Genomic DNA, 15,041 nt, shown 5'->3' with positions numbered 1-15,041 from the left:
GCCTCGATCGCTCCGTCCCGGATCGTCGGTGCCAGATCGCTCCAGATCTCGCCGGCCGTGAGATCAACAATCTCCATCCCGGCATCGGCGGCAGCCTTCGCCGCGGCGCGGGCGGCCGCGGTCCCCGACGATTTAAACAAGTTTGTCCGTTGCGCCAACATGCGCGTCTCCATCCATTCTTTTCGAAGGAACCTCTCGCTGCGGTCCTTGGCCGTCCACTGCCCGCGGAAGGTATTTCTCTTTTGCCGCTGAGAGCTCGCCGTAGTTCATCAGTTCGAACAGCTCGTCGAGCGTCGCGACTTCACCTTCGACACCGGCAATGCTCTCCTCCTGGATGATGCGGTCGCACACCTGACGCATCGCCGAAATCGCGGCGCGCAGGTTGTGGTTGGCCCAGATGACCGTGGAAATACCGGCCGCGCGATAATCAGCAACGGGCGTACGGTGGTATTTTGTCGGTACGATCACGACGGGCAGTCGGTTCTGCCAGGCTCGCGTGAAGGTGAAGATCTCCTCCGCATCGGACTTGCAGGAGTGAATCAGGATCGCATCGGCGCCAGCGTCCGCATAGGCGTGCGCTCGTGCAAGCGCCTCCTGCTGACCGTATCCGGCGATCAGCGCCTCGATACGAGCGACGAGAACGAACTCCGGATCCGGAACCTGGTCCTTGACAGCCTTCAGGCGACCGCAGAACTCGCCGATCTCCGCCAGCGGATGGCGGTCGCCGACGAAGGAGTTCATCTTCGGGAACGCCTTGTCTTCAAGGCAAACGCCGCTCGCGCCGTGCTGCCGCAGCTTGCGAGCGACCAGACGGGCATTGTTGAAATTGCCGAATCCGCTGTCTCCGTCGACGAGGATTGGAATTTCCGCTGCGTCCGCCATCCGTTCAACGACGTCGACCACCTGGGTCCAAGAGGCCTCGTTCGCATCGCGGTAGCCGAGGCTGGAGGAGATCGAGAGGCCGGACGCCCAAAGCGCCTTGAAACCGGACCGCTGCGCGATCGCCGCGGAGAGCGCGTCATGGGCTTCCATAAGGAATGACGGTCCGTCACCAGTGCAAATGAGGTCATGAAGCGTAGATTCGCTTGTTTTGCCGCCCGGGTTCCGCAGGTCACGTCCTTTTTGCGATAGTGAACACACCCGACGCAGATGTGGCATGCTGCTTTCCTCCCTTCGTTCCACCGATCGCGATATCACCACGACGTCACATCGGTCGGCAGCTCTGCCGCCATCTAGAAGGAAGCATCAAAAGTCGTGCCAACTGAGCAGGAAAGCCTCAGAAAAAGTGTTCTCGATACTATTCAATAACTTGAATGATGGTGAGAGCAGGAGCCAAGCCGAACAACCTGTGTCGCTCACTCGACAACCCGGCAGTAGTGTCGGTTGCCCACCGCCTTCCCAGTTCCCAGGCCCTGATGCCTGCCTTTTTTGCTGCCGGCTCGTTTCCTCGGCGGCATCCAGAATGGCCCGGGTCCGGCGCGGCACCGCTTGGCCAAGGGCTGGCACTTCAGGGGCTGCGCATCTCGGCGACCTCGCGCATTTCCGACAGATCGAATGACGGAGCGTCTTTCGACCTCCTAGCCCTCGCATGGAAAATATTGATCTTTTTTCGGTCCCTGTTACTCAGTTTGTTACACAGCAACACAAGCTCCGTTTCCAAGTAATCTATTCAGAGCAACGCTCCTATCGGCGGTCCCAGTAGCCGGCGCAATCGCGCCGATAACCTCGACAATTGGGGCATGTAAGGGTATTCCGTTGAGCCCGAAATCGCTGTCATAGTTCACGCGCACATGCTCAAAATCCCGCAGACGGATCTCCTTGAAAAAGGCTCTACTGCTTCGCGCGAGCGCCTCGAGCTACCAGCCCAACTCTCTAGACCGCGTTGATGCCCCGAAAAGAGCAGAGGGAAGCGGGTAGATGGCCGCTTTACGCAGCATTCTGGCGCCAACGCTGATATCCAATATCCGAAAAACGTCCGTTTTGTTCATCATTGCCCGAAGCGGTGAACCATTTTCCTTGCCTTACCGGCAGGCATCATCTTTAAGCACTTGACCTTCAGACGGGCTCCCGTCAACTTCCTGATCGGGGTGGGAATCTTGGCAAGTTCCGCAGTATCTTCAGTATCGGATGCGTCGCGTCCGCAACTTTTCGGTCAACTTGGCCCAGACATCTTCACGGTGTTTTCTGGCGGGAACCGGCTGCTATATGAGCGTGCGATCCTCGCCGTCTACGACGACTTCTACCGGTCCGACCTCCTGTTCCCGACGGAGGCAGAGGTAGTCGGCGTGATCTACAACTGCATCACGAGGGAGCCTAGCCTCTGGGCCGAGGACGAAGCCGCCGTCGATCTCGACCGCCTCGTGACGCGGACCGGTCGGCGGGTCAGGCGTCGACGCGTCCTAGGCGTGGACAATCAAGCCACCGGGACCGCGATCAGCCAGTCCCGGCACATCTACAACCGGATGCTGCAGACGGGATGGCTGGACGAGGCGAGCTATGGCCTCAAGACAACCGTAGAGATGCCGTCCGGAGCGATGCGTCTCGCCGAATTCCTGTGCTCCTTGAAGGAGGGCGGCGCCGAGCAACTCGGCGGCCTTGTGGTGGAGGTGAGGAATGCGATCCGTGCGGTGCGGGAGAAACCGGCGGAGAACGCTCTCGGCCTCAACAAGGCCGCCCATGACTCGGCACGTTTCGGACGCTACATGAGAAGCGTGCTCGCGGCCCTGCGGGAGGTTGATCGGCAGGTGCTCTCCTCGGACACGCTTGCCGAGCGGCTGCGACACTACTTCGAGGACTTCGTCGAGCGGGTGCTCCTGCGAGATTACACGTCCATCTCGACCACGGCGCATCCCTATCGGCATCGGCGGACCATTCTCGCCTCGCTCGACGAGTTGGAGGATTCCGAGATTGACTTGGCCGCCGTAGCCGACGCGTATCTAGAATCCCGGCTCGTTCCCGATGGGCAAGCGGCGCGCGACCTCGTGCAGGAGGACCTGTTCCGGATTCGCCGCGTGTTCGAACGGATCGAGGAATCCTTCGAGGCGATCCAGCAGCACCGGTCCAGGCTCGAGACGCGGCTGCGTAACGTGGTCAGGTACGCAGGGCGCCGGACCAACTTCCTCCAACGCAGCGAGCATGTGATCCAGGGGCTCGACGATGCTCTCTCGCGGGGCATGGACGATCTTGCGGTACGAGGATTGATTGAGCCCCGGATGACCGTGGTTGCGCCCGAGCTCCTCGCGAAGCCGCGCGGCTCGCGGCCGGAGATCGCCGACGCCGACCTTGCCCTTCCGCCGCCAGATCCGATACGCGAATTCAGGCGTCAGCTCGAGCGGGAATACTTGGATCGCCTGACCATCTCGCCGGCAAAGGTTAGCCGTTTCCTCGAAAGACGGGTACGGCCCTTTAGCGAGACCACGGCGGCTTATTTGAGAATCGAGACCGTCGATGATTTCCTGGCCTTCGAAGCCATCCGAGTGATGGTCGCCGGCGGCCTCGGTGCCGACGCCGACTCGCGGCTCGCGAAGACGCTTAAGGACCGGTTCGAGTTCGTGGTGTCCGACGACGCAGTGTCAAACGAGTGGCTGGACTGCGGCGGCTTTCATGTGAAGCGCCTCGACGACAGCATCACTCTCGAGGTCGGGCATGCTGCTTGAGTTCAACGCCCTCGAAAACTCGAACCCGCGCGGTTTCCTAAAGGTCACGCAACTCATCGCACATCTGATGCGAAACCAGTTCGTCCACGTGGAAGACCGTGGGGCCGCGACGCTGCTGGAAACGCTGCACCGGTCGGAACTCGCAAAGCTTGTCGAGGCTTACTTTGATGTTGGCGGCTACCGTCTCGTCCACCGGGAGACCGAGGGCTGGGCGGGGATCTTGCCCGATCCGGAGCGCACGGCGCTGCCGCGGCTGCGCATTGATGAGACGATCGCGTTACTCATCATGCGACGGCTCTGGGAAGAGGCACTCCAACTCGGCGAAATCTACACCAACGGAACCACCCGCACGACACTCAACGAGGCGTATGCGGCCTATCAGGGGATAGTCGCCGGCAGCCGGCGCGCGGCGCTTGCGCCAAACGAGTTCCGCGACGTGCTCCGGATGCTCGAACGCAAGGCGATCGTTCGCCTCGGTGAGTTCGACGCGGACGCGCAGAATATGGATCTCGACATTCGCGCGCTCGTCACTAGCGTCGCCGGCGACGACTTCGTCGCGTCGCTCGAGCAGATCTTGTCGCGTCCAGTCGCCACCACGCCCGACGCAGACGATCAGGTCGTGGGAGGCGAGGCATGATGGAACTGCGGCGCATCGTCCTAGTGAACTGGCACATGATGGTACGGGCCGACCTCGATCTGGCCGGCGATGCGGCCATCCTCGGCCAGAACCGATCCGGCAAGTCCACAATAATCGATCTGATACAGGCGATCATGGCCGGCGGTTCGTCGCGTCTGTACCGGTTCAACCGGTCCGCTGGCGAGAGCAGCGGCCGTTCGGACCGCACGCTCGGGGGCTACTGTCTCGGGCAACTCAACCAGGACATTTTCCTCAGGAACCAGGCTAGAAGCCACATCGCGCTTGTCTTCGAGGACACGGAAAGGCGGCGGATGCCTGTGAGTCTCGGGCTGTCCATTGAGGCCGCCCGCGGACAACAGACAGAGGTACTGGGACGGTTCGTCGCCGAGGGTATTAGCGTCGACACCTCGATGCTGCTGGATATCAGCGAAGACGCGTCCCGGCCGACCGTGTGGCCTGTCGTCCGCCGTCGGCTCGACCAGGCCTGCAGTGAAATGGGCGGTCAGCTTCTCACGCCGGACGACGCCAAGACGTTCATTCGCGAGTACATGCGCGCGCTGTTCACAGGGCGCCGCGCGTCGGATCCCGAGCGGTTTGTCCGCACTTTCGTGGCCGCGCTTTCCTTCACGGACATCTCGTCTGTCGAGCAGTTCGTGCACCGCTACCTGCTCGAGCCCAAGCCGATCGACATCGCCGAGCTACGCGATTCTATCCGCCGCTACCGCGAGATCCAGAAGACCATTGCCGACCTCAATCGAAGATTGGAGGCGCTTCGCGCAATCCGCGCCCAGATAGAGGAATTCGACCGGCTTCTCGCCGAGGAACTTACCTGCCGCGCGATTGGGAGGACCGCCCTGCTGGTCGAAGGATTCGCCAGGCTGTTGACGAATATCGGTGAAAAAAGGTCGAAGGCGCACGAGATTCACGTGGTCATGGAGGATTTTGCGCGGATAGAGGAAGAAATGGAACATCAGACCGAGGCGCTCGCATCCGTCCAGCGACAGCTCGCTGCGACCGGCGCGCAGGGACAACGCGCCATCGTTGAGCAGGAGATTAGAGGGCTGGAGCGGGACCATGCGGGCGTCATGGAGCGCCTCCTGACTCGGCACCTCAGCGCTGCGCGCGCGATCCAACTCCTGGATTTGCGCGACAAGCTGAGCGTCATAAACCCAGGCGAATTGTTCCGTGCGCTCGAGCGCGTTGAAGAGGCCAGCCGTGGGATCGCGCCGCCCGGTTGGCCACGCGATCCGGCGAAGATGGACCAACTGCTGGGTGCAGTCTCAGAAGCCGCGAGCGCCCGGATGGAAAAGGCGACCGACCAACGAGACGAGGCCATCGTCTGGGTCAAGCAACTTGAGGCTGAGGCAGCCGAGGATAGCAAGCAGCTTGCCAACGCCAGACGGGGACAGATCACCCTTAATGCCGCAACTTCGAGACTTATGGAGGCCCTGCGACGCGAAGGCATGACGCCACGCACACTCTGTGAAGTCGCTGACATCGTCGACGAACGGTGGCGCAATGCGCTAGAGGCGCTGCTCACCCGCGACCGCGAGGCCATTATTGTTGATCCAGAGCACGCGTACCGTGCGACCGAGATCCTGCGGCATGGACGCGACGCTTATCCGGGATGCCGCGTAGCCAACACCCGCAAGCTCCAGTCGAGATCCACCGTGCCCGAGGGCGGTACGCTAGCTTCGATGATCCGCAGCGACGATAAGCTGGCCATGGCGTTCGTAGTCTTCAGGATAGGCAACGTTCGGCTTGCGGAGAACCAGGATGAGCTTCTATGCAGCGGCCGCGCAGTAATGGCCGATGGTGCGTATTACGACGGCCTGATCACCGAAATGCGCCGACCGGACGGCCTTAAGATTGGGCGGGCTGCGGCACCACTGATGGAGACCACGCTCCGGGAGCGGATCGAACAGCGTTCGCAGTTTTTGAGGATTCATCTTGAGAAGAAACGCTTCTTCGAGGACGCGATGCGGCGGCTCGAGGATTGCAGCAGACCGGTCGATGAAAAAGACAAGTTGGAAGCGCTCACATTGGCGCTGGGGGATCTGGCAGACAGGCGTGCCGACGCGCGGCGCCGACTCGATCGGATATCGGCCCAGGTCGACCCTGAACTACTCGACGCGGAGAAGCGGTTGCAGGCCTTATTGAACAGCCTCAAGACAGATCGCGATGAACTGATCGATAGTCGCGCGTCGCTCAGAACGAAGATTGAGGAGGTCAAGGAGAGGCTGGGCGCGGGCGAGCAGAGCGTCGGCTCTTACCTGTGCCTCGCCCATCGCCGTCGACAGTTCCGCAGTGTCGTGACCTCCGCGGCACAAATGCGATCGCTCCGACAGCGATATAGGGGGCATCCCGCTAGAAATCCGGCCAGGATTGCTTCCGACATGGAGAAGGCTGCGGACGATGCGAAGCAGGGGTATCGAGAGCTCAGTCACGACATCAGGGCGGCCCTTGGGAGGTATGCCATCGACTTCCCCGACGCACTCGAGGGCTATGCGGACGTGCCGATCATCGGCACGGTGAAACCGTGGGTGTCAGACGGCATTGCGATGCTGGAAGACAACGAACTCATCCGGTACCGCGAGCAAGCGGACGAGGCGGCAGATCGGGTTTCACGTCTCTTCAAGACGACCTTCATTCATGAGCTGAACAGCCGCTTCGGGCAGCTTCATTCGGAGATGGAGAAGCTTTCGGCGGCGCTCCGCACACGCCCCCTTCACGGTGAGATCTATCGTCTGGCGGAGCTCGTCAAACCGGAGTTCGACGACCTCTATCATCTCGCCAAGGACAGTGAGGCCGACGAGCGCGTGCTGGATGCTCTGTTCGGCCGGGCCGAGCCTCGCGACGAGCGGCACGCGCGGGCGCTCAGGCAGATAGAACAGCTTCTCGCCGACGAGTCCTTCGACTTTACCATCTTTCAGGACTACCGCAGCTATTTCACGTACGATCTGAGGATGCGCGACGTCGCCACCGGGCGGACGACGAGCTTCGACCGCCGACGCGGCGTGGCCAGCGGTGCCGAACGCCAGGTGCCGTTCTACGTCGTCATCGGAGCGGCCCTCGCCAGCGCCTACCACGGCGTCCGCCAGGCAACCGCTCCAAGCGATCTTGGAATAGGGCTTGCGGTGTTCGACGAGGCCTTCAGCAAGATGGATGGTCCCAACCAGCGGACGCTGCTCGAATTCTACCGGGCGATCGGCCTTCAGGTCGTCATCGCCGCGCCGACCGAGAAACGCGCGGTCGTCTACGAGAACCTGGACTACATCATCGACGTATTCCGCAGCGGCGACGTTTCCCTCGCCGAATCCATCCGGGTCAAGGACCGCGTCCGCGAGGAGATGCGCGCCATCAACCCCCAGCACGCGACGGATGACGAACTCGCGGAGCGGCTTGGTCTCGAGGCGAAGGCGGCCGAATGAGACGGCGCGGGTTTTCGACCGTCATTTCACTCATCGACGATCTGCTCACGCGGCATGAACGCAACCCCGCCGTGCGAAACCTGATCGCCTTGATTGACAATGACGGCTTCGCCAACATGGACCTGCGGGACGCCTTCGATGAGGAACTCGCAGCGTTAGAGCGAGCAGGCGGGATCGAGCTGGTCCAAACCGGCCCGAAGACGGAGCGTCGGGTGACCGGTGCAAGGCTGAAGGATGCCGGGGTGCTCTACCGCAAGGTCGAACGACGGCCGGCTGGCGAACTGGCATACCGAGCCGTCTCAGAACTGCGGTCGCAGCCGGGGCTGCCGGCCGGCGCGGCCAGTTTGATCGATGACGCCGTCGCGGCCTGGACGCGGGGCGTTTCCCACATCGGAATTCGGAATGGAGACGGGCGAACGCTTGCAAACGTGATCGGCCTCGCCATCGCAGCACGCGGTCGCATGTCGGGCGATCCGCAGGGGGAGCAGGACTTCCGGACGTTCTCGCGGTTGACGGTCGGCGACAGTAAAGCGCTGGAGAAGAATGTTCGGCAAGTCGCCGCAGCAATGGCGAAGATCTTCGTGGGCATGGAGGAGCAGACTCGCCTCGATCCGGAGGAACTGCTTGCCAGCGCCGGTATCAGGCGGTTGCCGCAACCAATCCTGCTGCACGGTGACGTATCGCTGGACGGGCGGTCCTTTCCGGCGATGCCCTATGTCGGAATACCTACCGACTGCGCCGGCGGGATCAGTCTCCTGACGAAGCCCGACTACGTCCTGACGATCGAGAACTTCGCGTCATTCGTCCGGCACATTCGGGAGGTCGCACGGTCCGAACGGGCCCTCGTCATCTATTCCGGTGGCTTCCCTTCGCGACCGACGCTCGCGACGGTCACAAGGCTGGCGGCCCAAGCGCAGGTGCCGACGTTTCACTGGGGAGATATGGACGCCGGAGGGGTCCGAATCTTCCGGCACCTCGAAAGACATCTTGCCGGTGTCGACATTCCGCTGCGCGCCCATATGATGAACGTCGAACTGCTCCGCCGCTTCGGGAGACCCGCACCGGGTGTGGCCGGTCCTGTCGGCGACATGCTCGCAAGCGCGATCGCGGGCTTGGCGGACCTCCTCACCACGAGTGGTCTCGTGCACGAGCAGGAGGAGTTCGATCCCATAAGCCCGATCACGGAGACTCTTGCTACCGCGGAGCTCGGAAAAAGCTTCTAACGCTTGGGTGAGGAGGTGACGGCTGGGGCCGAACGACGGCGCTTCTGCTAAAGTGCCCGACAAATCAGCGGTAGGACTGGAAAATTGGCTGAATTTCTCATTCGCGACATGGTGAAGTTGTTCCGGGATGATCAGTCGCTACGGGAGCATCTAAGGGCTGCAATCTACGATCCAGATACATTCGCTAACATCCGGGATTTTCTAGCTCTGAAGAGATAGACGGAGATGACCGCGGGATGCCATCAGAGCTGGTAGGCGGCACGGATCCGGTCTGCAACATCCTCTCGCGTCATATTCACCTTAAACTGCTCGGGGTTATAATCGACCTCCGCTGTCGCCAGCTCGACGAACGCCCGCATGTCTTTTGCAACGGTCTCGGGCAGCGGATAGCTGGCTTCGGGGCTTAAGACTTGCAGCAGCCGTGCCACGTCGTTGCGATGTTTTTTGATGTTCTTTTCGTCAACCTTGCCGCCCGCATCGCGCTCCCAGCTAAGGTCGAGCCACGCGCGGGCCTTGAACGGGATGATCGCTGCCTCGTTGAGCACCGGGATGCCGCCGGCATCGCGCACCATCGACTTGAGAAAGGCGTAATAGTCCTCGTCGAGCAGGATCGCCGACAGACTCGCGGCCGCTTCGTCGATAGGAAGCGGCGTAAGATGCGAGTCCTCGGCAAGCGTCAGCCCTTCGGGCGACCGCGAGAACAGCTCGAGCATGGCAGGGAAATCTTCGGTCTTCGGCTTCTGGAAGCGGTAGAGGACTTTCTCCCCCTGGCTTCGCTCTCTGATCTCGTACCCACCGTGCTCGACAAAGGCCCAGAAGCGCTCCGCGAAGGCAGCGTCCAGCGCCTCGACGATCAGCACGATGTCGAGATCCTTGGTGGCGCGGAAGTCCAGGCCGACCTCGTTCATGATAAGCTCGCAGGCGGCACCACCGATCAGCACATATTGATGTTCATGGCCCGCGAAATGAGCGCGGAAGCGGTCCACCCCGATCACCATTCAAACCTCTCCAATAGTTCTTCCGCCGCTTGCGCGACGCGTTCGTCCGTGCTCCCCCGAACACTGAGATACAGCGAGAGCCGATCTATGACAGCATCCCGCGCGAGGATCTGCGGGTCGTAGGTCCAGGTCTGAATCTCTAACCGGTCGTCATCGAACGCCGTGGCTGGGCTGAGTGCGAGCCTCTCCTTGAGGCGCTTCCAATGCATCGACAGAATGGCGCGCGTCTGGACCCTTGGCGCCGCCAACATGGTGTAGCGGGCAAGCGCGCTCTCGCCAGCGAGCGGTGCGATTTGGTTTTCGACCCGGCCACTAACAAGGCGAACCTTGCGCACTGGGGATTGCAACCGCTCTTGGATTGCCTCCCATAGTTCGTGACCACCCAGAAGCATGTGCAGACGGCGTTGTCGGCCGACATGGCGAGCCTTTGCAAGTTGGAGTGCCTCAAGCTCATCAAGTGTTCGGCTTATGCTCATGATCGACACATGGAGTCGCTCGGCAAGGTCGGTGAGGTGTTCCTCCTCAAGGGCGATACCCTGCAGGACCGCGAGGAGCACCAATTGCGTAGTAGGGCTGATCTGGTCTGCGGGGGCGATCGCGGTCGTCCGCGCTCGCTCGCGCAGGTCGAGCAATGCTTCCGGGACATAAAGCTGCGCACCCGGCGCGATGAAGCCGATCTGCCGCTCCACCATCTGGCGCCGGACGGCGTTCGGCACATGGTCAAGCAGCAGCAGAATGAGATCGACGCCAAGTTGGCGACGGACAAGATCACGATGCTTGAGGTAATCCGTTGTGGCGCCTTGCCGGGGTTCGCAAATCGCCATGACAACCAGAGTGCGACCGTCCAGCAACCCTTCCCACAACATGTAGCGGTCAAGCACGAAGTGTGGGACGTTTGTAGGCGCTATCGGCGTGAGTTCGAACCGCCGCCCGAAGGCGTGCTGGACATACGCTTCCGCCGCCTGAGCGAGCGCTTCTAACCGCGCGGCAGGAATTCTTTCTAACACCATGCCCCTATTTAACAGCGCTTCTGTTAAATGTACATGCACTGTTAGGTATGGGTCGCTTTCTACGACACCGGCTCAAGAGAGAATAGGATTTCGACAAATCAGCCGGATCGGGCGCAGTGGATGATCGGCTGGAACGAAATCCTCCAACCGCTTCATCGTGAACAGCTGCTCCATGAACACATCGCTCCCGCGCATCGAACCGCTTCGCCAAGGTGGATCAGTAGTCTATGTTTGGCGTAGGTATTTCAGCAGCGTGCTAGGCGCCCGCCGCCACGTGCGGGCGACGCCGGCATCAACCGGCGGGCAGATGCGCCGAGGGCAACAATCGCGCCTGACGCAGCGCCGCCAGATCAGCCGAGCCGGTGCAGAAGCAGGCGACGGCCAACTGGCGGATGACGATCTCGAAATGTGCGACAACCGCCTCGGTGGACACCGTCGCCGCGCGCAGCACGCCGGCCGCCTGCCCGGCGATGTCCGCGCCCAGGTGGATGGCCTTGGCCACGTCGACGCCGTCGCGGATCCCGCCCGACGCGATCAGCTTCACCGTTGGCAGCGCCCGACGTACCGCCTGCACGCTGGCCGGGGTCGGAATCCCCCAATCGGCGAACGCCATCGCCACTGCACGGTCGGCGGCATCGCGGGCGCGCTCGCCCTCCACCGCGGCCCAACTGGTGCCGCCGGCGCCGGCGACATCGATCACCGCCACGCCCGCCTCGACGAGCGCACAGGCCACCGAGGCGGACAGGCCCGCCCCCACTTCCTTGGCCACGATCGGCACGCCCACGCTGCGCGCGGCGCGAGCGATCTGCGCCAGGACGCCGCGCCAGTCGCGGTCGCCCTCCGGCTGTACCGCTTCCTGCAGCGGATTGAGATGGACGATGAGTCCATCGGCCTCCAGCGCATCCACCGCCCGGCGCGCCAGGTCCAGGCCGTCGGCCTCGCGCAGTTGCGCGGCGCCGATATTGGCCAGCAAGGGAATGTCTGGGGCCAGGCGGCGCAGCGCGCGCGTCAGCCCCTGGAAGTTGCGGGATTGCAGGCTCACGCGCTGCGAACCGACGCACATGGCGATCCCCAAGGCTTGCGCTGCTTCGCTCAGATGCCGGTTGACGGCCTCGGCGCGTGGCATGCCGCCGGTCATGGAGCTGATCAGCAGCGGCGCGCGCATGGTCTTGCCCAGCAGCGAGGCGCGCAGGTCGATCTGCGTCAAGTCCAACTCGGGCAATGCGCAGTGTTCGAAACGGATGTACTCCCAGCCGGCGACCGTGGCCGGCGCCGTTCGCCGATCCAGCACGATGTCCAGATGGTCGTCCTTGCGCCGGCTCAGGGCGGTGTCGCTCATGCTCGCTCCATCGTCCCATCGGGCGACGGCGTTGCGTCGGATCGGACCGACGGCAGCGCGCGCACGCCGCCGTCTCCCGCGCGTTCAGGCCGGCGCACGCTGGCCTCCCCCGCAGCGTCGCTGTGGTAGCGGCTGGTCGAGGTCTGGTAGTACTGCGCGCGGATGGCCGCCATGGCCTCAATCAACCGTCCCCACGGCGCGGGAAAGCGTTCTTGCGCCATCACCCGGTGCAGCATGCGCGTATGGCCGGCCAGCTCGTCGTTGAGGAACTCCACCACAGGCATAGCCGGATAGCGCTGCAGCAGCAGGATCGCCGCGTTGTCGGCCTCGCCGGCCGACCTGTCCTTGTCGCGTCCATGCAGATCGTTCTGCAGGCGCCCTATCGCGGAGATGAGCCGCAGGACCTGGCGAAACGCCGGACGCGCGCGCAAGGTCGCCATGTCCAGCCCCCACAGCAACGACAGGCAACAGAACACGTTCGCGTAGGCGATCGAATCGATGCCGTTGTGCAGGTACTCGGCGTAGGACCAGCGTTCCGCCCCTGCCGCCTGCGCGGGTCCGGCGTGCAGCGCCGCGCAGTAGCACTGGGTATCGTCGAGAAGCTGAGCATAGTCGCGACGATCGTAGGCGAGCGCGGCCAACGAAGCGCGCAGCACAGCGCAGCCCTCGAATCCGGGGAGCACGCACGGTACGCCCCGCCCCAGCGCCTGCTCCACCGCGGCGAGCTGCTCCGGCGCGATCAGGCCAAGGTCGTTGCAATCGTCGAGCCAGAACAGCAGCGCCAGTTCGCGATAGAACGCCACGATCAGCGTTTCGTCCTGCGGATCGCGGCCGGTGCGGGCGCTGGTGTCGCGCAGGCTCGGTTGGATACGCTGCAGGATGTACTGGCCGCCCCTGACCGCTTCCACGGCATGCTCGTCGGCGAACCCGGTCAGGGAACGCCCCCACTCCAGCACCTGCTGCAGCGCGCGTTCGGTCTGGATCATGGCGTCGCTCCTGGTCCCTCGGCCAGGACGCGCCGCCCCCAACGAAGCGCCAGCAACAACCCGGCAAGTTCGGCCACGCGCACGACCCGGGTGGGGCAATACAGTTCCTTGCCGATCCACAGCGGCGTCTGCGGCAGTGCATGCGCGGAATGGCGGGCGAGCATCCACTCCAGCGCACGCGCCACCGCCTGCGCGATGCGCCGGCGCCCTGTCGGCTCTTCGCTCCCGTCCATCACGTGCAACGCGAACAGCGCATAGGCGGTTTCCTCGAATGTGGACGCGCGACCGGTGCCCCAGCCGCCGCCGTCGCGTTGCGCCTGCAGCAGCGCCGCCAGCGCGCGCTCGTCGCGCCACTGGGGGTTGCCTTGCGCCAGCGCAGCGACCGCATGCGCGGTGGGATACAGCCACGAAACGTGCCATTTCTCGTTGTCCCATAGACCGTGCGGGTTGCGATTGGCCTCGACGTAGGCGCTGGTCCCGGCGGCGGGCTTTCCCAACAGTCGCAACGCATGCAGGGCATGGATGTTGGTCGACACCGAGGCATTGCGCTCGCCGGGGAAGGTGACGAACAGCTCGCCGATTTCGAAATGGCGCAACGCATCGACCGCCGGGTCGCGGCCTGCAAGGCGCAGGACGCACAACGCAACGGCGGTGTCGTCCGCATCGGCCGCGAAGTGCAAGGCCGGGCCCAGACCGCGTACGCCCAGGCGGGCGTCGAGCTGCGCGACGATCACGCGCACCGCCTCGGCGAGCGCGGGATGCGCGAACAGCCCGGCCAGATGCAGGGTGTACAGCGACCAGCATGGCTCGAACACATTGATCGGCCAGACGTTGGGCACGACACCTTCGATGCCGCTGCGCGTCGCCCGCGATGCCGCCTGCAGATACGCGTCGGCGCGCCCGACCTGCGGCATGCTCCCCTGTGTCACGGCGTGCGCACGCCACGCGGCGGTGGCCGCCGGACTGATGCCGATGCTGCCGTCGTCATCCGGGCATGCGGTGGTCGGCGACGTCCCCCAAGCTTCCCAGGAGTGCAGCAACGGATGGCCGCTCGGCAACGTCGCCGCCGCCCCCAGCTTGACCAGGCACGCTTGCCGCAATGGCAACAGCGCCGGGTGGCGCGGAAACGCCGCGCCGCCCATGAAGGATGCGGCCTCACCGCACAACTGCGGCAGGATCAGCTCCGCGCCGATCGGCGCGTCTTCCGGCACCGCATGCGCGTAGGGATCGGGCTGGCGCTCGAGGAACCGGGTTGCAGCCTGGACTGCGTCGGCAGCGCCGGGAAGAGGATCGGCACGCTGCAATGCCAGCAACGCCGCCCACGTGGGCGCATGGCGGAACAGCGGGAAGTCCGCGCTTCCCCATCCGCCATCGGCCTGTTGCTGCGCGATGAGCCACGCGTATGCGTCCTGCCGACCGGTGACGTTGCCGTGGAACTGCAGAGCTCGCGCCGTGTCGTAGACGGACGGACCGACGCTGCCACCGTCGCTCATCTCGCTCAGCAGGTGGCGCAATTCGGAAAGGATCTGTTCGGACAGCGCGTTCAAGCGGGATGTTCCTTCTGCAGAAGGTTGGCGAGAACCAGGATCGGGCAGACGCCGGGCACGTCGCCGCAGGCCCGTCGCGGCCCGGCGCACGGGCAGCGCCGGACGGTCGCCCTGCTCCGGCGCGGCGACGCGCCCCGATGCTGGCGCCGGTCCGACGCGTGCGCCGCGGCCGTGCTTGGCAACCGCTGCGATCGGCGCCGCTGACTCGGACACA

9 protein-coding genes and 2 pseudogenes are annotated in these 15,041 nt (G+C 63.7%); 4 read left to right on the top strand and 7 right to left on the bottom strand.

The genetic code is table 11. From position 1 onward, the window contains the following. Positions 1 to 161, bottom strand: a pseudogene (locus AC0L3D_RS30820) (aspartate aminotransferase); the annotation flags it as partial. Continuing rightward, the gene (aepX, locus tag AC0L3D_RS30815; protein ID WP_473646872.1) at positions 133 to 1,032 is read right to left on the bottom strand and encodes a phosphoenolpyruvate mutase; all 900 of its coding nucleotides are present in this window, start codon (positions 1,030 to 1,032) and stop codon (positions 133 to 135) included. The pseudogene AC0L3D_RS30820 and the gene aepX, both read right to left, overlap by 29 nt. Positions 1,033 to 2,096: 1,064 nt before the next feature. On the opposite strand from aepX, the gene AC0L3D_RS30810 reads away from it, so the two are divergent. The 4 genes from AC0L3D_RS30810 to AC0L3D_RS30795 are packed head-to-tail and all read left to right on the top strand — an operon-like array spanning position 2,097 to position 8,947. Beyond that, entirely contained in the window at positions 2,097 to 3,656 is a 1,560-nt protein-coding gene (locus tag AC0L3D_RS30810) for a Wadjet anti-phage system protein JetA family protein (RefSeq protein ID WP_473482522.1), read from the top strand. Then, on the top strand, positions 3,646 to 4,293 hold the full coding sequence (locus AC0L3D_RS30805) for a DUF4194 domain-containing protein (RefSeq protein ID WP_065010983.1): 648 nt from the start codon (positions 3,646 to 3,648) through the stop codon (positions 4,291 to 4,293). Before AC0L3D_RS30810 ends, AC0L3D_RS30805 begins: the two co-directional genes overlap by 11 nt. Continuing rightward, on the top strand, positions 4,290 to 7,724 hold the full coding sequence (locus tag AC0L3D_RS30800) for an SbcC/MukB-like Walker B domain-containing protein (RefSeq protein ID WP_473518161.1): 3,435 nt from the start codon (positions 4,290 to 4,292) through the stop codon (positions 7,722 to 7,724). The genes AC0L3D_RS30805 and AC0L3D_RS30800 overlap by 4 nt, the downstream gene beginning before the upstream one ends. Further along, positions 7,721 to 8,947 carry a Wadjet anti-phage system protein JetD domain-containing protein gene (locus AC0L3D_RS30795; RefSeq protein ID WP_473518160.1) on the top strand — a complete coding sequence of 409 codons (1,227 nt, stop codon included), beginning with the start codon at positions 7,721 to 7,723 and terminating at the stop codon, positions 8,945 to 8,947. Before AC0L3D_RS30800 ends, AC0L3D_RS30795 begins: the two co-directional genes overlap by 4 nt. 242 nt (positions 8,948 to 9,189) lie before the next feature. Here AC0L3D_RS30795 and AC0L3D_RS30790 read toward each other — a convergent pair whose 3' ends face one another. From AC0L3D_RS30790 to AC0L3D_RS30770, 5 genes and pseudogenes are all read right to left on the bottom strand, one after another. Further along, positions 9,190 to 9,945 carry a hypothetical protein gene (locus AC0L3D_RS30790; protein ID WP_065010987.1) on the bottom strand — a complete coding sequence of 252 codons (756 nt, stop codon included), beginning with the start codon at positions 9,943 to 9,945 and terminating at the stop codon, positions 9,190 to 9,192. Next, a complete protein-coding gene (locus AC0L3D_RS30785; protein ID WP_473482516.1) occupies positions 9,939 to 10,955 on the bottom strand; it encodes a hypothetical protein in 1,017 nt (338 codons plus the stop codon). Before AC0L3D_RS30785 ends, AC0L3D_RS30790 begins: the two co-directional genes overlap by 7 nt. A 292-nt stretch (positions 10,956 to 11,247) precedes the next feature. Next, positions 11,248 to 12,294 (bottom strand): type 2 isopentenyl-diphosphate Delta-isomerase, encoded by a 1,047-nt coding sequence (gene fni, locus AC0L3D_RS30780; RefSeq protein WP_473482514.1) that lies wholly within the window; start codon positions 12,292 to 12,294, stop codon positions 11,248 to 11,250. 84 nt (positions 12,295 to 12,378) lie between these two features. Beyond that, positions 12,379 to 13,280, bottom strand: a pseudogene (locus AC0L3D_RS30775) (terpene synthase family protein). Next, a complete protein-coding gene (locus tag AC0L3D_RS30770; RefSeq protein ID WP_473482512.1) occupies positions 13,277 to 14,827 on the bottom strand; it encodes a hypothetical protein in 1,551 nt (516 codons plus the stop codon). Before AC0L3D_RS30770 ends, AC0L3D_RS30775 begins: the two are co-directional and overlap by 4 nt. Positions 14,828 to 15,041: the final 214 nt, after the last annotated feature.

The sequence above is a fragment of the Mesorhizobium sp. WSM4837 genome, from assembly GCF_055811435.1.
This window is presented reverse-complemented; position numbering and strand designations above follow the sequence as displayed.

Excerpts from the sequence above, each read along its gene's own strand:
- aepX (WP_473646872.1), bottom strand. The coding sequence starts at position 1,032 with ATGGAAGCCCATGACGCGCTCTCCGCGGCGATCGCGCAGCGGTCCGGT.
- AC0L3D_RS30795 (WP_473518160.1), top strand. The coding sequence starts at position 7,721 with ATGAGACGGCGCGGGTTTTCGACCGTCATTTCACTCATCGACGATCTG.
- AC0L3D_RS30790 (WP_065010987.1), bottom strand. The coding sequence starts at position 9,945 with ATGGTGATCGGGGTGGACCGCTTCCGCGCTCATTTCGCGGGCCATGAA.
- fni (WP_473482514.1), bottom strand. The coding sequence starts at position 12,294 with ATGAGCGACACCGCCCTGAGCCGGCGCAAGGACGACCATCTGGACATC.
- AC0L3D_RS30800 (WP_473518161.1), top strand. The coding sequence starts at position 4,290 with ATGATGGAACTGCGGCGCATCGTCCTAGTGAACTGGCACATGATGGTA.
- AC0L3D_RS30785 (WP_473482516.1), bottom strand. The coding sequence starts at position 10,955 with ATGGTGTTAGAAAGAATTCCTGCCGCGCGGTTAGAAGCGCTCGCTCAG.
- AC0L3D_RS30805 (WP_065010983.1), top strand. The coding sequence starts at position 3,646 with ATGCTGCTTGAGTTCAACGCCCTCGAAAACTCGAACCCGCGCGGTTTC.